Raw genomic sequence first — 18,270 nt, 5'->3', positions numbered from 1 at the left:
GGCAAGCCGGGCATTAAAATTAACGTTTAAAAAGTATTTAACGCTTATTCACTATCGGCGCTGTCTTCATTGTCACCGTGGTGACCGCGTTTGCCGTGCTTACCACGATACTCTTTATGAGCTTCTTGCATGGCGCTGCGTAGCGCTTCCTGCTCTTCTTCGGTGAGAATCTCAGCTACTCGCTCATGGTGTTCTTCACGCAGCGCGTGCATGGCCTCGCGATGTTCGTCGTGTGCTTCGTTGAGTTCGGCCTGCTTCTCTTCAGAGATTTCGGCGCGCTGATATATTTCTTGGCGGCGCTCCTCCATGCGCTCTTCCATACGCTCGCGATCAGGGCCTTGGCCTTCATGGTCCCCGTGGCTATATGCTTGAGCGGTAAGCGCTAGCGGTGCAATAGCAATAGCCAGCAGGGCAGGGGCAAACAGTTGGCGAATTGACAGTTTCTTAGCACTTGAAATTTTCATAAGTTCTCTCCTGTTGAGTTGACGATGACAGTATCTCTAGGTGGTGTGTAAACCGTTTGCAGATAGTGTGCAACAATCATGATCATATTGGCTTGTTGCAGGTCGTAGTCGGTAGGTGAGGGGTCACCTAATCATCAAGGAGAAATATAATGTCGCGAACCGAGCAACTTCCCGTGTGCCAACAGCGTCGCGCGTTTACCACCCTCTGCCGCGCTACCGGCCTGGGAGCAATTGCCTTAATGCTGAGTGGCTGTAGCGCTTCTCAACACGTTAGTGAAGGTGCCCCCGCCATTGAAAACAGTGCGCTACGTGAACCCCAGCCCTTTACGCGCTTGGCGCCAAGCGTCTATACGCCCGAAGAGTGGCCCCAGGCGTTAACGGCTGACGTTTATCTACCTGACGAGCCGAGCGGTGTGTTGCGACCCGCTGCCTTGGTAGTGCATGGCGGCGGCTGGCGCAATCGTACGCCGGAAGATATGCAGGGCATCGCTGAACAGCTAGCGGGCCAGGGCTACGTAGCGGTGAATATTGAGTACCGCTTTGCGCCTGAATATCGCTTCCCTAGCCAACTGCATGATTTGCAGCAGGCGATGACCTGGATTCACGCTAATGCCGACGAGTGGCAGGTGGATATAAACCGCATTGTAGGCGTTGGATTCTCATCCGGCGCGCATCTAGTAAGTTTATTGGCGGTGGCGGGAGCAGAAGGCCCGCTGGCCGAACCCTACGGCGGTGAGCAGAGCCGCTTAGCCGCGGTATTGGCTGGAGGGCTGCCCAGCGATTTACTCAAATTTGATGATGGACGCTTGGTAGTCGACTTTATCGGCGGTACACGCGCTGAAGAAAACGAAGCGTATCGCCTAGCTTCACCTGCACGGCAAATTACCCCGCAGGCGCCACCGTTTTTCCTGTTCCACGGCAAGTGGGACCATCTGGTGCCGGTGGATCATGCCACTGACTTCTATCAAGCCCTGCAGGACAACAACATCGAGAGCGAGCTGTATCTGCAGCGCTGGCGTGGCCACATTACTAGCTTCTTGCTGCGTGGCGGCGCCATAGATGCGGGCATCGCGTTTCTCAATCGGCAGGTTAAACCCTAACCCTCCGGCTGGTACTTATAGCCGACGCCATATACCGAGCGAATGATCTCCAGTTCCGGCAGCGCTTCGTGGATCTTCTTGCGCAGCTTTTTGATGTGGCTGTCCACGGTGCGCTCCGAGACTATGCGGTTGTCGCGGTACATATGATCCATTAGCTGTTCGCGGTTGAAAATTCGCCCCGGCGCCTGCATCATCACCCGCAATAGCTGGAACTCAACCGCCGTTAGGCCTAAATCCTGCCCGTGGGCGAGCGCCTGCCAGCCATCTTCGTTTAATACCACCGCTGCGTTTTGTACCTCGGCTGGGGCATCGGCCGCCGCTTGGCTACGACGTAGTACCGCCTTGACCCGGGCGACGACTTCCCTGGGGCTAAACGGCTTGCAGATATAGTCGTCGGCGCCTAGTTCCAGCCCCAGCAAGCGGTCGACCTCTTCTACTTTGGCGGTGACCATAATGATGGCGATGGTTGGCCAGTGCTGACGAATCTCTCGACTCAGGGTGAGGCCATCTTTACCCGGTAGCATGATATCGAGCAGCACCAGCGCAGGGGAGTGCTGCTCCAGCCACGGCATTACTTCGTCGCCGTGGCCCAGGGTGGTTACCTCAAAACCGTGGGTGGTTAAGTAGTCCGCCATTAGGCGGGCAATCTTAGGTTCATCCTCGACAATCAGCAAAGAGGCAGCATGAGACATAGAAGTAGACTCGCTTAACAGTGAACGTGAAGGAATGGCTTAACGATTCTTGTAGTATCAGCTCTGGAGACATTAATCCCGAAAATATTAATCAGCAGCCAACAGCGGAAAACGCAGCGTCCAGCGTAGCCCACCTAGCGTTGAGATAGAGGGTGTCAGCGTTGCGCCATGTGCATTGACCAGGGCGCTGGCAATGGAGAGCCCCAAACCGCTGCCTCCGCTGGCACGGCTGCGCGAGCCTTCCACGCGATATAGCCGCTCGGTCAAGCGCGCCAACTCACTTTCCGGCACGCCAGGCGCACTGTCTTCCCAGGTGACCACTGCCATCCCCTGCTGGGCGGTGAGCGTGACATGCAGCTCGCCCGGCGGTTGGGTGTAGGCGCAGCTGTTATCCAGCAGGTTATTCCACAATTGGCGAAGACGTTGGGCATCGCCCCGAATCATAATGCCAGGCTCGATCTGTTCGGTCAGCGTTAAACCGCTGTCGACTAACCAGCGGTCGGCGTCGGTCAGGCGGTTAGCAAGGCAGTCGCTAAGATCCATCGGGGCCAGTTGAATATCCAGCGCGCCTGCGTCGCTTTGCGATAGCAAGCGTAAATCTGCCACTAAGCGCTCTAGCTGCCCTACTTCCTGTGCGAGGGAGCTAAGGTTCTCCTGGTTCAACGGGCGAATGCCATCCTGCATGGCTTCGATCTCGCCGCGCAGCACCGCCAGCGGCGTGCGCAGCTCGTGGGCGGTATCAGACACCCAGCGGGCTCGGGCATCGCGGCTGGCTTCCAGGGTTGCCGCCAATACGTTGAAGTCGCGCGCCAGACGCGATAGCTCATCGCGACCGCGTTCAGGCAGTCGAGTGCGATAGTCGCCCTCGGTAAGCCGAAGCGTGGCGCCCGCCAGCGCCCGTGTGCGTCGTCCCAGCCACCAGGAAAGTCCGCCCGCCAAGAGCAGCGAAGCAACGCAGAGCGATACCACGATAAGCACCAGATTACGCTGCTGGCGCTCAAGGAAGCGACTCTCCATGCGCTCCATCATTTCCCGGGGCGGCCGAAAACCCAACGAGCCGATATGGATATCGCCGCTACGTAGCGTCAGCCAATGCCAACTCCCCGAGTTTTCGCGCCCGCTGTGAGGCGGCACCACAAAGCGGTCATCCGCTGCGCGCAGGGTGAAATCCCGCGCTTCGCCGAGTGGCGAGGGGCGGTCACGGTGCTCCTGACCCAGCTCAAAGCGGACAATAAACGGCCAGCGTTCCGGTGACTGCTCCAGCCACTCCCAGCTCTGCTGGGTCTCCCAGCGAGTGATAAGTCCGTCAGCTAGCAGGGTGGCACGGCGTTCCTGGGCCTGGTTGAGGTAGTCGAGAAAACCGCGATCAATGCTGTACGAGACCGCCAGAAACATACTGGCTGAGATCGCAACATTGACGCTGAGAATGATCACGAACAGCTTGAGCCCCAGCCGAGAGGGCCGCCATTGACGTATGGCTGTGAGCAAGGCCATCAGAGGGCTCCTTCTTCTTGGCTAGGTTTTTTATCGAGTGCGGGCTGGCGCGGCGCGCTGAGCCGCTCGCGAACATTCTCCATGCCTAGATAGAGGCAGGGCACCAGGATCAGCAGTATCACGGTGGCGAAAAGCATGCCGAAGCCGAGCGAGATCGCCATGGGAATCATAAAGCGCGCCTGCCTGGACGTTTCCAAGATCATAGGCGCCAGGCCTAGAAAGGTCGTCAGCGTGGTCATCATAATCGGCCGTAAGCGGCGGGTGGCTGCTGCCACAATGGCCTCCCGGGCGGCCATGCCCTCACGGCGTTTTCGGTTGGCGTAGTCGATCAGCACCAGGGCATCATTAATCACCACGCCTGAAAGCGCCAGCATCCCCAGTAGGCTAATGATGGATAACCCGAAGCCCATGATCATATGCCCAGCGACGGCGCCCACAATGCCAAACGGTATCGCGGCCAGCACCAGCAGTGGCTGTAGGTAGCTTCTAAACGGGATAGCCAGCAACGCATAGAGCGCGGCAATCATTAACCACATGGAAGTTTTCAGCGTGGCTAAGTTGTCGGCGGTGTCCTGCTGACGGCCACCCATGCTGACTTCCAGCCCCGGCCAGGTCGCTTCCAGATTGGGAAACTCCTCTTCCTGGAGCGTGGCGAGCACTTGATTGATGGCCAGATCGCTTTCCGAGTCGGCGGTGACGGTAATAATTCGCCGCCCGTTAATGCGTTCAAGGCTGCTAGAGGCCTGGCTAATGGTAATGTCGGCCACCCGCGATAGCGGCACACTTAGCCCGTCAGGTGTGCGCACCGGCATGCGGTAGAGCTCGTTCAAACTGTCGCGGTTGTCGGTGGGTAAGCGTACTTCAACGCTGATTTCGCTGCGCCCTACGTACTGTTCAAGCGCGGTGGCGCCCTGGAGTGGCCCGCGCAGGGCTTGGGCCAGGTTATTACCCGTGAGTCCCAAGGCGCGTCCCTCGGCCGAAAGGCGCATCTCTAACTGCGGTTTGCCGTCGCCCAGGCCGCTGTCGATATCGGTGAGGCCATAGCCGCCCAGCGTTTCCGCTAAGCGTTCGGCGGCGGCTTCCAGCACCTGAGTATCCGGGTGCGAAAGGCGCAGGCTTAGCGCCGCGCCACTACCGGGCCCGCCGACGTCGGCTTCAAAACGCACCGACTGGGCGCCGAGCAAATCGCCGGTTAGCTCGCGCCACTCCCGGGCGATACGCGAGGGTGGCCACGCTTCAAGGCTCTCGCTGGCAATATCCAAACGTACTTCCAAACTTTCGCCGTCCAGGCGGCTGCGTGAACTGCTGAAGCTTAGCGTCTCTTCACGCTCGCTGAGAACATCGGCGGCGTCGAGCAGCTGTTGGCTAAGCTCGCGGCTAACGCTGATGTTGCTGCCAATGGGCAGGGTGACCGTGGCCTGTACCTGATCCGATTCGACCCGGGGCATCAGCGAAAAGCCCAAACGCCCACTCATCGCCCAGGAGAGCGCGATCAACAGAATCGCGATACCCAGCGAAATACTGAGCAGGCGCTGATTGAGGGCGCGTTGCAAAAACGGCTCGAACTGGCGATAAGTAAAGTGGTGTAGGCCGCCCTGAAGGCGTTGGCGTAGCGCTTCAAGGGGCCGTTGCCACGCCTGGGTTTGGCGGGGCTTGCGGCTATGCGCCAGGTGGGCGGGCAGAATCACCAAGGCTTCCAGCCAGGAGATTAAAAAGACGGTCACTACTACGACCGGCACGGTGGCAAAAATCAGCCCCAAAAAGCCGGGCAAAAATAGCAGCGGCAGGAACGCAACGATATTGGACAGAATGGCAAAGGTGAGCGGGGTGGCAATTTCGCTGGCGCCTTTGACCGCCGCATCGCGCAGCGAATAACCCTCTTCCCGGTAGCTGTAGATATTCTCGCCCACGATAATGGCGTCATCTACCACGATCCCTAGGGCAATAATAAAGGCGAACATTGACATCATGTTGAGCGAGACGCCGATCCAGGGCAGAAACAGCATCGCGCCCAGAAACGCCGTGGGGATGCCCAGGGTGACCCAGAACGCCAACCGAGCTTCCAAAAACAGCGCCATGAGCACCAATACCAGCGCTAGGCCCATCCAGGCATTTTTCAATAGCAGGCTAAGACGATCTTCGTAAACTTCTGAGCTATCGCGGGAAATATCCAGGCTAACGCCTTCGGGCATCCCTGCGCGCAGGCGCTCAAGCTCACCGTTGACCGCTTCTGAGATACTGGTCGGGGTTTGGTCACCAATCTGGTAAACATCCACAGAGAGGCCGGGCTGGCCGTTATAAAACTCCTCTCGGTCGGTTTCGGCAAAGCCATCGCTGACCCTGGCGATCTCGCCCAGAGTAATCGGCGCCCCCTGGGTGCTGGTCAGAATCGGCAGTTCGGCAAAGGCCTCGGCGCTGTTACGTCGCCCCTGATAGCGAATCAGCCATTCACCTTCTTCCGTTGTGAGCTGGCCGCTAGCAAGATCTAGCGCTTCTTCGGCAATGCGGCTGGCCAGTTCCTGGTGATCGAGGCCATAGCGCTCAATGGCCTCTTCGTCCAAGTGGACTTGAATCTCCCGCTCGCGGTTGCCGGATAGCTCCGCACGGGAGATGCCGGAAGTGGCTTGCAGCTCACCACGCACATCTTCGGCCGCGTTGTGCAGCGCCTCCAGACCGACTTGGCCGTAAACCTGTAGGCTCAACACGCTTCGGGAGCGCCCCGCGAGGGTGAAACGCGGTGGATCGGCAGCGCTGGGTAGGGTAGTGATGGCGTTCACTGCCTGCTGGATATCCTGATAGGCGCGCATCACATCCACACCATCAATCAGCGTTGCGTTGACGCTGGCGCTGCCTTCGCTGGCCGTGGCGGTCAGCTCGTCGATGCCCTCTACATCGGCAATAGCGGCTTCTACCGGTAGCAGCAGGCTCTGTTCCACATCCTCCGGCGTGGCACCAGGGTAGCTGATAGTGACTTGCACCACTTCGATGTCGAATTCAGGAAACACTTCCTTTTTAATCGCTAGCGAGGCCATTAGGCCGCCAACGATAAACAGCACCATCAGTAAATTGGGGGCTACCCCGTGATCCACCATCCATGCCAATGGGCCGCGTGGTACCTTCATGATTCATCTCCCGGTTCATCTCCTGCTTGAGCCGGGGTGTCGTTGGGGCGACGAATGCGCACTAGCTGGCCTTCCCTGGGTTGGGCTAAGCCCGCGGTGACGACCTGCTGGCCGGTTTCCAAGCCGCTACGAATCAAAGCGTCATCTTCCCCGCGATAAGCCAGGGTGACCGACGTCCGGCGTAGGCGATTGTCTTCATCTACCCGCCACGCTACGTCACCTGGGCGAAGAGCCGCAGAAGGCAGTGAAATAAGCTGCTCCTGAATAGCCGGTTGAAAAGAGGCGCGTAGGACATCGCCCAGGCGCAGGGCAGGGCCGTCGGTCTCTAGGGCGAGTGGGTCATTAACGGCAATCAACAGCTGCGCCTGCAGGCCATTCTCTTCAAGGCTGGGTAGCATCGAGACGAGAGTCCCTTCGCGTGTCGCGCCTTCGGGCCAGCCCCGGCTGGTTAACGTAACGCTGCTGCCCGCTTCCAGCCACTCCGTCCATTCACCGGGTAGCGAGGCGCGCACCCAAAACTGTTCAACGCCCACCAAGTGCACTACTTCTGTACCCTGGCTGAGCAGGCTGCCGGCCCCCACCAAGCGCTCTTGCACCATGGCCCGCCAGGGGGCTTTTAGAGTGGCACGCTCTACATTTAATGCAGCCTGATCGCGCGCGACACGTGCCTGGGTGAGCTCAGCTTGCGCTTGGCGCAGCTGTGGTTCACGCAACACCAGGGCTTGGCGTTCGGCGGAAAGCTGGCGACCAAAGGATTCGTACTCACTGCGGGCGCGCTGCTGCTCTGCCTGCTCTAAAGCAAGCAGCGCCTGGGCATTGGCCAATTGCGCTTGGGCATCTTCAAGCGTCAACGCTAAGTCGGCTTGATCAATAAAGGCCACAGCCGTGTCTTGCCCGACCACTTGGCCGGGCACAACGCCCTCGGCAAAACGCTCGAGCTGGCCCGCCACTCGGCTGGCCAGCATTGTTTCCTGCTCCGCCTCAACGCGCCCAAAGGCGTACAGATTAGGAGCCTGTGAGCTAGCGTTCACCGTAACGACGTCTACCATAGTAGGCAGGGGCTCTGGCGGTGGGGTACGCTCTATACGAGGCGGTTGGGTAATAATCCACCAGGCAAGCGCCAATGTGGCAACAAGAATCAATAATGCAACTATGGCACCCAAGCGAATGCGGCCTTGTTGTTTCGTAGCGTAATAGCGAGAAAGAGTCATTACCGCACTTCATCCATTGGGAGCGAAAATTCCAGAAAAATAAGCGTATGATGCTAGCATCGCGCATTGTTAAGCAGCCATTAGTCAAACAATGTGCAAATAACATGCAATTGCCACTTAACTTAGCTTTCTTGCAACTTGTTTTTATTGCAATCTGGTTTCCTTACAAATTGGCTTTCATTCACTTGGCTTTCTCTCACTTGAAAGCAATAGACTGACTGGTCTACTTTAAGCATATGAAAAATACCGCAACGCGCGACAAATTAATTGATAGCGGCGCCCAGCTGATTAGTCAGCAAGGTTACAATGCGACGGGCATAAATGCCGTTTTAAAAACGTGCGGTGTGCCTAAAGGCTCTTTTTATCACTACTTTTCCAGCAAAGAAGATTTCGGGCTGGCGGTGATCGAGCGCTTTGCCACCACCTATGATGAAACGCTGGTGTCGCTGCTAGAAGATAGTGACACGCCGCCGCTTGAGCGCCTAAAACGCTACTTCGCGGCTGGCCGGGAGCATATGCATGAGTGCGACCACGCCACGGGCTGTTTGATCGGCAACCTTGGTCAAGAGCTTTCGGGGCAGAGTGATACCTTCCGGGATGCGCTAAATCTGGTGTTTCAGCGCTGGGAGCAGCGCTTTGTTCGCTGCTTGCAAGATGCCCAAGCGCGAGGAGATATTGCCACCCACACGGCGCCAGAAGCGCTCGCCAGTTTTATTCTTACCGGCTGGGAAGGCGCTATTCTACGCGCCAAGACGTTGAAATCTGTCGAGCCCATGGAGCAATTCGAAACGATTCTGTTCCAGCAAGTGTTAGCCCGCCCATCGCCATAATCTAGCGATGGACGATATTGTTAAAGCCTTTCTAGAATTAAAAACCTTCCAAGACCAGTTTGCCGATCGTGCGATTGCTCTCGATAAGTGCGTGCGCGCGTTTTAGGTAGGGCCTAACACCTCACCTACTGTGGTTTTTAGTCGGCCATCATCGACTAGGGCCGCTACCTCTGTGAGCAGATCATGCTGCTTGGCGAGATCGTCAGTGGTGAATAACGGGCGGGTAAACATCAGCTCCCAATGCAGCGACAGGCTTTTCATTTTGAGCTTACGCACATCAATCAGCTCCGGATCATCAATCAGTGCAAGCTTACCCTGGGGTTTGAGGGCTTCAATAATGGCGTCAAAGTGATGGCCAGTCTGATTAAGGCTAATCACCATATCCACCCCGTCAAACCCCGCCGCTTTGAGTTCTTGATCAAGTGGCTGGTGGTGATCAATCACCGCGTCGGCGCCAAGCGACTTCACCCAGACTTGGCTTTCGGGCCGAGACGCCGTACCAATGACGGTAATATCGGTGAGCTGTTTCGCGAGTTGCACCAGGATTGAGCCCACTCCCCCCGCTGCGCCAATCACCAATAGGCTTTTGCCTTTTGTATCGCGCATGCCCAGCTCTAGGCGGTCAAACAGCAGTTCCCAGGCTGTAATGGCAGTTAAAGGCAGAGCAGCAGCTTCAGTATCAGACAGGCTTTTCGGCGCTAGGCTGGCAATACGCTCATCGACCAACTGAAACTCGGCATTAGAGCCTTGACGGGCAATATTGCCCGCGTACCACACCCGGTCACCCGGCTGAAAGCGCGTAACGGCGCTACCAACGGCATCTACAATGCCTACTGCATCGTAACCCAGCACTCGCGGCTCGCCGGTTTCCGGCAGGGCGCTGTTGCGCACTTTGGCGTCAACGGGGTTTACGGAAATGGCGCTCACCGCAACGCGAATATCGTGGGCTTCTGGTGTTGGGGTGGGTAACTCAATCTCTTGAAGTGCATCAGGATGATCAATAGGCAGGCTTGGGGTAAAAGCAATCGCTTTCATAATGGATAGTCTCATGAGTTTAGGTTGCACCATCATGCCTGGATGCTTTTTTGCTAAAAAGAGGGGTAATCTTGCTAACAGTTTCTAATAAATTTTGAAAAATTGCAGGCGGCAGGGGTTTGAAATGCGTGTCGATGATCTAAAAGTGCTGATCTATGCCGCCGAGCACGGCAGCCTTTCTGCCGCTGCGCGGGAGCTAGCGATTACTCCAGCGGTGGCCAGTGTGGCCATCAAACGTTTGGAAGACGCGCTAGGCACGCGGCTATTGGTGCGCTCCACCCGCAGTTTGCGGCTAACCACCGCGGGCGCGCACTATCTTGTGCACGCTAAAGCGGCGCTTAATGCTCTCAACCAAGGCGAGAAAGAACTTCACCGTGAGCGTCAAGAGATCGCCGGAGAGCTCAGTCTTGCGGTGCCTTCCGACCTGGGGCGCAATGTGCTGCTGGGCTGGTTGGACACCTTTATGACCCAGCACCCGCAGCTGCATTTACGCCTGCGAGTAAGTGACCGCGTGAGTGACTTGTTCCGCCAACCCGTAGAAATCGCCCTGCGATACGGCGTTCCGGAAGACTCCAGCCTCGTCGCACTGCCGCTTAAAAGCGATAACCATCGCGTTGTCTGTGCCTCTCCGGACTATATTACGCGCCATGGCAGTCCTGTTTACCCCGACGATTTACATCAGCACAACTGTCTATGTTTCGTGCTTGGCGAACGTGTTCATAACCAGTGGAAGTTCGGTAGTGACAACATCAGCGTAAAAGGTAATCGGGTGAGCGACGATGCCGAGTGTGTGCGGCGCTGGGCAATGGCCGGCGAGGGCATTGCTTACAAATCACGGCTAGACGTTGAAGAAGATCTTCGAAATGGTCGCTTAGTGGCAATGCTGGAAGAGTTTCCCAGTGAGCCAACGCCGCTCTATCTTGTATGCCCGCATCGCCTTTCATTGACGCCTGCCGTGATAGCGTTAAAAGACTTTCTTATCGAGCGGTTAAAAGGTTACAGCCGCTAGCGACTGAGGTCAGGGTTTAACATCTACTTGTATTGCGAATCACTGTTATAGGTGTTTATAACAGCGTTACGCGATGACGTTGTGTTAGTGACATTGCCAGCAGACCAGGAGAACACCATGTTTCATGGGTTTGAAAAACAGACGCGCCACGTTAACGGCGTCGAGATCGCTTTTCGAATGGGGGGCAACGGCCCGGCACTGCTGCTACTTCATGGCCACCCTCAGACCCATGTGATTTGGCACAAAGTCGCGGTGGAGCTCGCCCGGCACTTCACCGTAATCGCAGCGGATCTGCGCGGCTACGGCGACAGCAGTAAACCCGACGACGATCCCGAACACCTTCATTACTCCAAGCGCACTATGGCGACGGACATGGCGGAGCTAATGACCGGGCTGGGTTTTGAGCGATTTAAAGTGTTGGCCCATGATCGCGGGGCTCGAGTCGCCCACCGTTTAGGCGTTGACCACGCAGAGCGAGTAAAGCGTATGGTGCTTCTGGATATTGCCCCGACGCTGGCCATGTATCGCGGCACCAACGAGGCCTTCGCGCGCAGCTACTGGCACTGGTTCTTCCTGATTCGTCCCCAGCCGCTGCCAGAAATGCTGATCCAGAGTGATCCCGCTCAATACCTCAAAAGCGTGATGGGTGCCCGCAGTGCCGGGATGGCGCCTTTCTCCCCAGAAGCGCTGGTAGAGTACGAGCGCTGCCTCGCGCTCCCCGGTACGGCTACCGGTATTTGCGGCGACTACCGCGCCAGCGCCACCATCGACTTGGAGCACGATCAGGCCGATATCGATACGGGCGTAAAGCTCACCTGCCCATTAAAAGTGATGTGGGGCGCTGAAGGCGCTATTGAAGCCTGCTTTGATGCCTTGGCTGAATGGCGAAAAGTTGCCATTGATATAGAAGGCAAGGCGCTTCCTTGCGGCCACTATATCGCCGAAGAGATTCCCGAAATGCTACTGGATGAAGCGCTACCGTTTCTTCTCGACGCCGAATAGACAATTCGGGAGACTGACCAAGACGAAGCGGGTAAAAAACTGGATAATGGGCCGCAATTCGCCTACTGGCTTTTGTTTTACAACCTAGGGTTTGTAAAAGCTTAGCCACACTCATTATTCTGGACGCCCGCTCATGGAAATCAAAGTTAACTATCTCGACAACCTCCGCCTGGAGGCCAAGTTCGACGATTTTACGGTTATCTCCGACCAGCCAATTCGCTACAAAGGCGACGGCTCGGCACCAGGGCCGTTCGACTACTTCCTGGCGTCCTCTGCCATGTGCGCGGCCTACTTCGTGAAGGTGTACTGCAACGCCCGCGATATCCCTACCGAAAATATTCGTCTTTCCCAGAATAATATCGTCGACCCGGAAGACCGCTATAAGCAAATCTTCAAAATCCAGGTCGAGCTGCCGGAAGATATCTCGGAAAAAGATCGCCAGGGCATTCTGCGCTCCATCGACCGCTGTACGGTTAAGAAAGTGGTGCAAACCGGCCCAGATTTCCAAATCGAAACGGTAGAGAACATAGATGAGGACGCCCAGGCGTTGCTCATGGGCACACCGGAAGGTGGCAGCACCTATATCGAGGGCAAAGACCTGCCACTGGAGCAGACCATCGCCAATATGAGCGCGATCCTGGCTGATCTGGGCATGAAAATCGAGATCGCCTCCTGGCGCAATATCGTTCCCCACGTTTGGTCGCTGCATGTTCGCGATGCGGCCTCGCCGATGTGCTTCACCAACGGCAAAGGCGCGACCAAGGAGAGCGCCCTTTGTTCGGCGCTGGGCGAGTTTATCGAGCGCTTGAGCTGCAACTTCTTCTATAACGACCAGTTCTTTGGTGAAGAGATTGCCAACAGCGCATTCGTTCACTACCCCAATGAAAAGTGGTTCAAGCCGGGACCGAACGACGAGCTGCCCGCAGAAATTCTCGACGAGCACTGCCTTGCGATCTACAACCCGGAAGGCGAACTGTGCGGCTCCAACCTGATTGATACCAACTCGGGTCGTGAAGATCGGGGCATTGTATCGCTGCCGTTTGTACGCCAATCCGACGGCGAAACGGTCTATTTCCCCTCCAACCTGATTGAAAACCTGTTCCTCAGCAACGGCATGAGCGCGGGCAATACCCTGGTGGAAGCCCAGGTGCAGTGCCTGTCGGAAATTTTCGAGCGGGCGGTGAAGCGTGAAATCCTTGAGCAGGAGCTAACCCTGCCGGATGTGCCCCAGGAGGTGCTGGCAAAATACCCCAGCATTGTCGAAGGCATTAACGCCCTGGAAGCCCAGGGGTTCCCGGTGCTGGTCAAAGATGCCTCCATGGGCGGTCAGTTCCCGGTGATGTGCGTCACGCTGATGAACCCGCGCACCGGCGGCGTGTTTGCCTCCTTTGGTGCCCACCCGAGCTTTGAAGTGGCGCTGGAGCGTAGCTTGACCGAGTTGCTGCAAGGCCGCAGCTTCGAAGGCCTGAACGACCTGCCGCTGCCGACGTTTAACTCACAAACCGTCTCCGAGCCTAATAACTTTGTTGAGCACTTTATCGACTCGGTAGGCGTGGTCTCCTGGCGCTTCTTTAGCGCCAAGCCTGACTTCGAGTTCAGCGAGTGGGTCTTCTCTGGCAGCAATGATGAAGAGGCCGAGACCCTGTTCGGCATCTTTGAGGAGCTAGGCGCGGAAGTCTATATGGCGGTACACGAGGACTTAGGCGCGGCGGTCTGCCGCATTCTGGTGCCGGGCTACTCCGAGGTGTACCCCATTGAAGATTTGATCTGGGATAACACCAATAAGGCGCTGGATTACCGCGAGGATATTCTCAACCTGCACCGGCTTGACGATGATCAACTCACTGATCTGGTCGAGCGGCTGGAAGAGAGCCAGATGGATGACCACACCGATATCATCACGCTAATCGGTATCGAGTTTGATGAAAACACCGAGTTGGGTCAGCTGACCATTCTGGAACTGAAGCTACTGGTCTACCTAGCGCTGCAGCGTCATGAAGAGGCGCTGGACTGCGTACAGATGTTCCTGCAGTACAACGACAACACCGTCGAGCGCGGCCTTTTCTACCAGGCGGTAAACGCGGTGCTGGAAATTGCGCTGGATGATGAGCTGGAACTGAACGATTACCTATACAATTTCCAGCGCATGTTTGGTGAAGCCACCATGGCGGCGGTGGTTGGCTCGGTAAGTGGCGAGGTGCGCTTCCACGGGCTAACGCCGACTAACATGCAGTTGGAAGGGCTGGAACGTCACCAGCGCTTGATTGAAAGCTATAAAAAGCTCCACGCTGCTCGGGCAGCTAAAGCGGCCCTCTAAGTGTTTATCAATATATTCTGATGGTTGGCTATGACTTGCTTGAAATAACGCTTAGCGTTGTCACGGTGACTAATATCAACCCCATGCCTACCATTTGTATAACGCCCAGGCTTTCGTTTAACACCGCTACCCCAAACAGGGTGGCGGTGATCGGCTCGACCATGGCAATCATGGAGGCCAGCGCAGGCGCCGTATGCTTGATACCCACCACGTAGAGCAGAAAAGATAGCCCAGCGCCGAGAATGCCCAGCGCTACAAATAGCGGCAGCTCCGGTGCGCTGATGACGCTGACAGCCTGGTTAATATCGGTTGGCAACAGCAGGGCGATGGCCAGCACGGTGAAGGCAACCGAAAGAATTGCCTGTGGACTGCCATGGGGCGCGGCATATTTGAAACCAAAAATGAAGACGGCGTATGAAAGCCCGGCAAGCAGCCCGGTGCCTACGCCAAGTAACGAGAGGCCACTGGCGCTGATGGCATACAGCTTGGTTAACAGCACGATACCCACCATGACCAGCGCAATGGCCAGCCACTTGGCAGCGGTGGGACGCTCAAGCTTGAGAGCAAATGAGACGAGATAGACAAAAACAGGGGCGCAGTACATCAGGGTGGCAGCGACCGCAACGTTGCCATACTCAATACTAAGAAAATAGAACGTAAAATTGCCAGCTACGCCCAGGCCTGCAACCACCGACCAGAACCAAAGTCGCCTGCTGTTCAGGCCGCTATGCCGACGTTGAAGCAGCAGCCACATAAGTGCAAAGAGAAGTCCCACGAACCCGCGATAAAACGACACGACAGCTGCATCCCAGCCGTTGTCTAACAAGATGCCTGCGATTCCCCCGGATATCCCCCAGCAGAAGGCCGCTAGCGCTATCAATATACTGCTTGCGCCTGCCATATTTCACCTTTCGTCCTTGAACGGTAAACACTCGGGAGCAACGAATGTTTAAACGTATTTCCACTGTTTAGCGATGGCTCCTGACCTACTGCCTGTAGATCTCTATGTGGCTTCCCTGAAAGGTAGACGCTGGGCCCAGTGAGCGAAAGCCCCCTAGCCCGAAAGCGAGAGAAAGAACAGAATCAGTGGTGGGGAGAGTAGTGAGAGAATAAACCCGCTGACTACCGCAATAGGTACGCAGGCCACACCGCCGTGCTGCTGAATCACCGGTAGGGTGAAATCCATGGAAGTAGCGCCGCCGTAACCAATCGCAAGCGCCGTGTGGCGGTGGATGACCAGCGGAATCAGGATAAACGCCAGCAGCTCCCGAGTGAGGTCGTTGAAGAACGCCACTCCGCCCATCAGCGGGCCTAGTTGGTCACCAATTAGAATCGCCGAAAGCGAGTACCAGCCAAAGCCTGACGCCATCGCCAGACCTTCGTTCCAGCTTAGCGAGAGCAGTGGGGCGGCAGCTAAACCTGCCAGCAGCGAACTGATTGCCAGCGTCACCGCAATTGCCAGCCCCATGCGGTTGAGTAAGATTTGCCTGAGTGGCATGCCGGAATTGCGTAGCTGACAGCCGATCAGTGCCAGCAGCAGGTAGAGCACCCATTCGGCCAGTAAATCCGCGGTATTGAAAAGCCTTTCACCCAGCTGTGGCCCCAGCAGCAGGCCGAGGATAACGCCCCCAGCCACCACAGCGACCAATAAAAGCGACCCCTGCATGGCCGCCAGTTTACTGGTAGGAGCATTCTTCACCACTGGTGAGTTGCCTGCTTTAAGGGATAAACGACGCGATAGCCACCATAGCGCTGCTAAGTTGAACAGCGTGGTAATGCTAAATAACAGCAAGGCATTACCGCCCAAGCGGGAAAGCTGGCTGGTCAGGTTATCAAGCCCGGCCAGACTTACCCCCATGAACAGTAGAATCAGATAAACCGAGCTATTAACTGCTCGGTTGATCAAGTTCTGTAACTGTTGGGAACGAACGCGGATCAGATAGCCAAGAAAAAGCGGGAGTAGAACAATCAATAAACCAGAAAGCATTTAAGGCGTCGCGCCACCGTTTGGGTTGAAGTTAGTTAAAGTCAGCTGCGTTTCCCGGCGACCCTCTTTTTGGTACACCGCGGAGAGAATCAGCCCAGGCCAGTCAGGGTGAAAGTTAATCTGTAGCACGCGATCAGGTTTCTCTGTATCGATCAGCGATACATTCAGCGTTTCAAACTCACCGGCAGGTACGCTGATGGTCGCTGGTGCATAAACATTCTTTCCACTTACATAGTATTGGAAGTGCTCGTCGCGCCCTTTTTGGTCGACAAACTCAATCGTGCAGGGGGCGCTCTCTGTGCAGTTCTCTTGACCGGCCCGGCGCGAGAGGTCAAACAGCGCCGTTTGACGGTCCAAGCTAGGGATATCGTTCTCGTTTAATTGGTAGCTATCACCCACGCCCAGCACTGAATAGCTGCTGTTAAAGAGCAGTGCGTGAGTATCATTGCCATCAAGAGAAAAACGGCTGAACTCCTGGCCGCGCGCCACGGTGATCGAAAAGCGCATATCGCTTAGCCAGTGATTTCCTTCGTTAGAGAGGCTATGGGTAATGGTAGCCCCAGGCCAATCACGAACCTCAAGCCGGTACTGGGCTTCAAAGGGCTGCGGCTCTTTGAGTGTGTCTGCGGCTAACACCATGTCACTAAAACAGAAGGCGGCGAGACTCAATCCCATACCTGCAAGCACGCGGCCTGGCAGTCGTGCTATTACATTGACCAAAGGCTCTTCCTCCATAAACGGTATCTTCCTAAGAGCCTTTAATGAGCACTTGGTTCTCCAGCCGCCTAGTATAACCGGGGCAGGGTGTGGCGTCAGTAGCCAGCCTCCGGGTTGATCGTGGAGAGTTTCTCGCCCGATTCAAAGGCCTGCAGGTAAGAGATTACCTGGTCGATGGCATCGTTAAGCGGGGTAGGTGCTGCCATATGGGGTGTGACAATTACCTTGGGATGCTGCCATAGCGTATTGTCAGTGGGCAGGGGCTCTTCATGGAATACATCCAGCAGGGCACCCCGCAAGTGGCCAGGCTGATTGCCGTTCCCCAGCGCTTCCAATAGCGCCTGTTCATCGATCAAACTGCCCCGTCCAGGGTTAATCACGCTAGCGCCTAGGGGAAGTTGAGCCAGCCGCTCGGCGTTGAGAATATGTTGAGTCGCCGCCGTGTCGGGGAGAATAGTGATAAGGCTTTGTACTTGGCCGAGCAGTTCGGTTAGCCCATCATCGCCATGAAAGCACTCCACGCCGCTGATCTGCTTGGGGGAGCGGCTCCAGCCCAGCACTGGGAAGCCTGCTTGCTGTAGGGCGCTGGCCACGAAGCTGCCTATAGCCCCTAAGCCTAATACGCCAACCGGCCACTGCGATTTTTCCTCCACCTCTTGCGGCTTCCAAGTAACGCTTTGCTGCTGCTCTACGTAACGATCCATGCTGCGGTAGAAGTGCAGCACGCCATACAGGACGTAATCGGCCATCAGCTCGCCCATGCCCGCATCGCGCAATTTTACAATCGGCACGTCGCTGGGCAGGCCTGGGGTTTTCAGTAGGTAATCCACCCCAGCGCCTAAATTGATGATGCCTTTGAGCTGGGTCTGCTCTTGCAGCAAATGGGCGGGGGCTTTCCAGATGGCGAGATAGTCAGCATTTTTACGTTCATCAGCTGGCGCTTCACTGGTGAGTACGGTGGCGTGGGGTAGCGCTTCAGCAAGCGCCGCTTGCCACTGTTCAGCCTCATCAATATGCACAATAATTTTCATCTTTTTTCCCCTCTTGATAAAAGTGTCATTACTGCAAACTATCATGGTGAGCACACAAGGTCGTTGCAAGCTCGTTTAGTGCAAATAACGGTGCTGTATACACTTTTTGTCATAAAGCCTTTGACCGCTAACCAAGGGTCGGTGCTAGTATCGGGTCAAGACGACATTGGCGGGCCTGCTGCAAGCGTGGCAGATGCAACCCCGACGCCTGATCGGTGGTGGCCAGGTCGATCCTGTGGCCCAGCGTTGTGTGCATTTA

At 56.3% G+C, this 18,270-nt stretch carries 15 protein-coding genes and 1 pseudogene; 5 read left to right on the top strand and 11 right to left on the bottom strand.

From position 1 onward, the window contains the following. Positions 1-44 precede the first annotated feature (44 nt). Positions 45-464 carry a hypothetical protein gene (locus QHL1GM_RS08540; RefSeq protein ID WP_071694093.1) on the bottom strand — a complete coding sequence of 140 codons (420 nt, stop codon included), beginning with the start codon at positions 462-464 and terminating at the stop codon, positions 45-47. 149 nt (positions 465-613) lie between these two features. Between QHL1GM_RS08540 and QHL1GM_RS08535 the strand changes: the two genes are divergently transcribed. Then, positions 614-1,564 carry an alpha/beta hydrolase gene (locus QHL1GM_RS08535; protein ID WP_071694092.1) on the top strand — a complete coding sequence of 317 codons (951 nt, stop codon included), beginning with the start codon at positions 614-616 and terminating at the stop codon, positions 1,562-1,564. Here QHL1GM_RS08535 and QHL1GM_RS08530 read toward each other — a convergent pair. The 4 genes from QHL1GM_RS08530 to QHL1GM_RS08515 form a co-directional block, all read right to left on the bottom strand. Beyond that, entirely contained in the window at positions 1,561-2,256 is a 696-nt protein-coding gene (locus QHL1GM_RS08530; protein WP_071694091.1) for a response regulator, read from the bottom strand. The two genes, QHL1GM_RS08535 and QHL1GM_RS08530, sit on opposite strands and share 4 nt — an antisense overlap. 87 nt (positions 2,257-2,343) lie before the next feature. Next, entirely contained in the window at positions 2,344-3,750 is a 1,407-nt protein-coding gene (locus QHL1GM_RS08525; protein ID WP_071694090.1) for an ATP-binding protein, read from the bottom strand. Further along, a complete protein-coding gene (locus QHL1GM_RS08520; RefSeq protein ID WP_071694089.1) occupies positions 3,750-6,872 on the bottom strand; it encodes an efflux RND transporter permease subunit in 3,123 nt (1,040 codons plus the stop codon). The genes QHL1GM_RS08525 and QHL1GM_RS08520 overlap by 1 nt, the downstream gene beginning before the upstream one ends. Then, positions 6,869-8,083, bottom strand: a complete 1,215-nt coding sequence (locus tag QHL1GM_RS08515) for an efflux RND transporter periplasmic adaptor subunit (protein WP_071694088.1) — start codon at positions 8,081-8,083, stop codon at positions 6,869-6,871. The genes QHL1GM_RS08520 and QHL1GM_RS08515 overlap by 4 nt, the downstream gene beginning before the upstream one ends. Positions 8,084-8,319: 236 nt before the next feature. On the opposite strand from QHL1GM_RS08515, the gene QHL1GM_RS08510 reads away from it, so the two are divergent. Continuing rightward, a complete protein-coding gene (locus QHL1GM_RS08510) occupies positions 8,320-8,913 on the top strand; it encodes a TetR/AcrR family transcriptional regulator (RefSeq protein WP_071694087.1) in 594 nt (197 codons plus the stop codon). Positions 8,914-8,950: 37 nt separating this feature from the next. Here the strand turns inward: QHL1GM_RS08510 and QHL1GM_RS08505 are convergent. Next, positions 8,951-9,948, bottom strand: a pseudogene (locus QHL1GM_RS08505) (zinc-binding alcohol dehydrogenase family protein). 124 nt (positions 9,949-10,072) lie between these two features. On the opposite strand from QHL1GM_RS08505, the gene QHL1GM_RS08500 reads away from it, so the two are divergent. The 3 genes from QHL1GM_RS08500 to QHL1GM_RS08490 all read left to right on the top strand — a co-directional run bounded on the left by QHL1GM_RS08500 (position 10,073) and on the right by QHL1GM_RS08490 (position 14,276). Beyond that, on the top strand, positions 10,073-10,957 hold the full coding sequence (locus tag QHL1GM_RS08500; protein WP_071694086.1) for a LysR family transcriptional regulator: 885 nt from the start codon (positions 10,073-10,075) through the stop codon (positions 10,955-10,957). A 117-nt stretch (positions 10,958-11,074) separates the two neighbouring features. Beyond that, positions 11,075-11,959 carry an alpha/beta fold hydrolase gene (locus QHL1GM_RS08495; protein WP_071694085.1) on the top strand — a complete coding sequence of 295 codons (885 nt, stop codon included), beginning with the start codon at positions 11,075-11,077 and terminating at the stop codon, positions 11,957-11,959. Between the two features lie 133 nt (positions 11,960-12,092). After that, positions 12,093-14,276 carry an OsmC domain/YcaO domain-containing protein gene (locus QHL1GM_RS08490; RefSeq protein ID WP_071694084.1) on the top strand — a complete coding sequence of 728 codons (2,184 nt, stop codon included), beginning with the start codon at positions 12,093-12,095 and terminating at the stop codon, positions 14,274-14,276. A gap of 28 nt (positions 14,277-14,304) precedes the next feature. Here the strand turns inward: QHL1GM_RS08490 and QHL1GM_RS08485 are convergent, their stop codons facing one another. The 5 genes from QHL1GM_RS08485 to QHL1GM_RS19815 all read right to left on the bottom strand — a co-directional run bounded on the left by QHL1GM_RS08485 (position 14,305) and on the right by QHL1GM_RS19815 (position 18,267). Continuing rightward, a complete protein-coding gene (locus tag QHL1GM_RS08485) occupies positions 14,305-15,177 on the bottom strand; it encodes a DMT family transporter (RefSeq protein ID WP_071694083.1) in 873 nt (290 codons plus the stop codon). 153 nt (positions 15,178-15,330) lie between these two features. Next, a complete protein-coding gene (locus QHL1GM_RS08480) occupies positions 15,331-16,263 on the bottom strand; it encodes a lysine exporter LysO family protein (RefSeq protein ID WP_071694082.1) in 933 nt (310 codons plus the stop codon). Beyond that, on the bottom strand, positions 16,264-16,998 hold the full coding sequence (locus tag QHL1GM_RS08475; RefSeq protein WP_071694081.1) for a hypothetical protein: 735 nt from the start codon (positions 16,996-16,998) through the stop codon (positions 16,264-16,266). Positions 16,999-17,075: 77 nt separating this feature from the next. Beyond that, positions 17,076-18,011, bottom strand: a complete 936-nt coding sequence (locus QHL1GM_RS08470) for a glyoxylate/hydroxypyruvate reductase A (protein WP_071694080.1) — start codon at positions 18,009-18,011, stop codon at positions 17,076-17,078. A gap of 127 nt (positions 18,012-18,138) precedes the next feature. Further along, on the bottom strand, positions 18,139-18,267 hold the full coding sequence (locus QHL1GM_RS19815; RefSeq protein ID WP_302847853.1) for a hypothetical protein: 129 nt from the start codon (positions 18,265-18,267) through the stop codon (positions 18,139-18,141). Positions 18,268-18,270: the final 3 nt, after the last annotated feature.

Source organism: Halomonas sp. QHL1 (assembly GCF_001882345.1).
Classification (GTDB): Bacteria; Pseudomonadota; Gammaproteobacteria; order Pseudomonadales; family Halomonadaceae; genus Vreelandella.
The sequence above is the reverse complement of the archived record's forward strand: the minus strand, read 5'-3'. Positions and strand labels throughout refer to the sequence as shown.

Bases quoted from the DNA above. Each gene is read 5' to 3' on its own strand.
- QHL1GM_RS08495 (WP_071694085.1), top strand. From the start codon at position 11,075: ATGTTTCATGGGTTTGAAAAACAGACGCGCCACGTTAACGGCGTCGAG.
- QHL1GM_RS08535 (WP_071694092.1), top strand. From the start codon at position 614: ATGTCGCGAACCGAGCAACTTCCCGTGTGCCAACAGCGTCGCGCGTTT.
- QHL1GM_RS08515 (WP_071694088.1), bottom strand. From the start codon at position 8,083: ATGACTCTTTCTCGCTATTACGCTACGAAACAACAAGGCCGCATTCGC.
- QHL1GM_RS08470 (WP_071694080.1), bottom strand. From the start codon at position 18,011: ATGAAAATTATTGTGCATATTGATGAGGCTGAACAGTGGCAAGCGGCG.
- QHL1GM_RS08475 (WP_071694081.1), bottom strand. From the start codon at position 16,998: ATGGAGGAAGAGCCTTTGGTCAATGTAATAGCACGACTGCCAGGCCGC.
- QHL1GM_RS08490 (WP_071694084.1), top strand. From the start codon at position 12,093: ATGGAAATCAAAGTTAACTATCTCGACAACCTCCGCCTGGAGGCCAAG.
- QHL1GM_RS08485 (WP_071694083.1), bottom strand. From the start codon at position 15,177: ATGGCAGGCGCAAGCAGTATATTGATAGCGCTAGCGGCCTTCTGCTGG.
- QHL1GM_RS08520 (WP_071694089.1), bottom strand. From the start codon at position 6,872: ATGAAGGTACCACGCGGCCCATTGGCATGGATGGTGGATCACGGGGTA.
- QHL1GM_RS08525 (WP_071694090.1), bottom strand. From the start codon at position 3,750: ATGGCCTTGCTCACAGCCATACGTCAATGGCGGCCCTCTCGGCTGGGG.
- QHL1GM_RS08510 (WP_071694087.1), top strand. From the start codon at position 8,320: ATGAAAAATACCGCAACGCGCGACAAATTAATTGATAGCGGCGCCCAG.
- QHL1GM_RS08480 (WP_071694082.1), bottom strand. From the start codon at position 16,263: ATGCTTTCTGGTTTATTGATTGTTCTACTCCCGCTTTTTCTTGGCTAT.
- QHL1GM_RS19815 (WP_302847853.1), bottom strand. From the start codon at position 18,267: ATGCACACAACGCTGGGCCACAGGATCGACCTGGCCACCACCGATCAG.
- QHL1GM_RS08530 (WP_071694091.1), bottom strand. From the start codon at position 2,256: ATGTCTCATGCTGCCTCTTTGCTGATTGTCGAGGATGAACCTAAGATT.
- QHL1GM_RS08500 (WP_071694086.1), top strand. From the start codon at position 10,073: ATGCGTGTCGATGATCTAAAAGTGCTGATCTATGCCGCCGAGCACGGC.
- QHL1GM_RS08540 (WP_071694093.1), bottom strand. From the start codon at position 464: ATGAAAATTTCAAGTGCTAAGAAACTGTCAATTCGCCAACTGTTTGCC.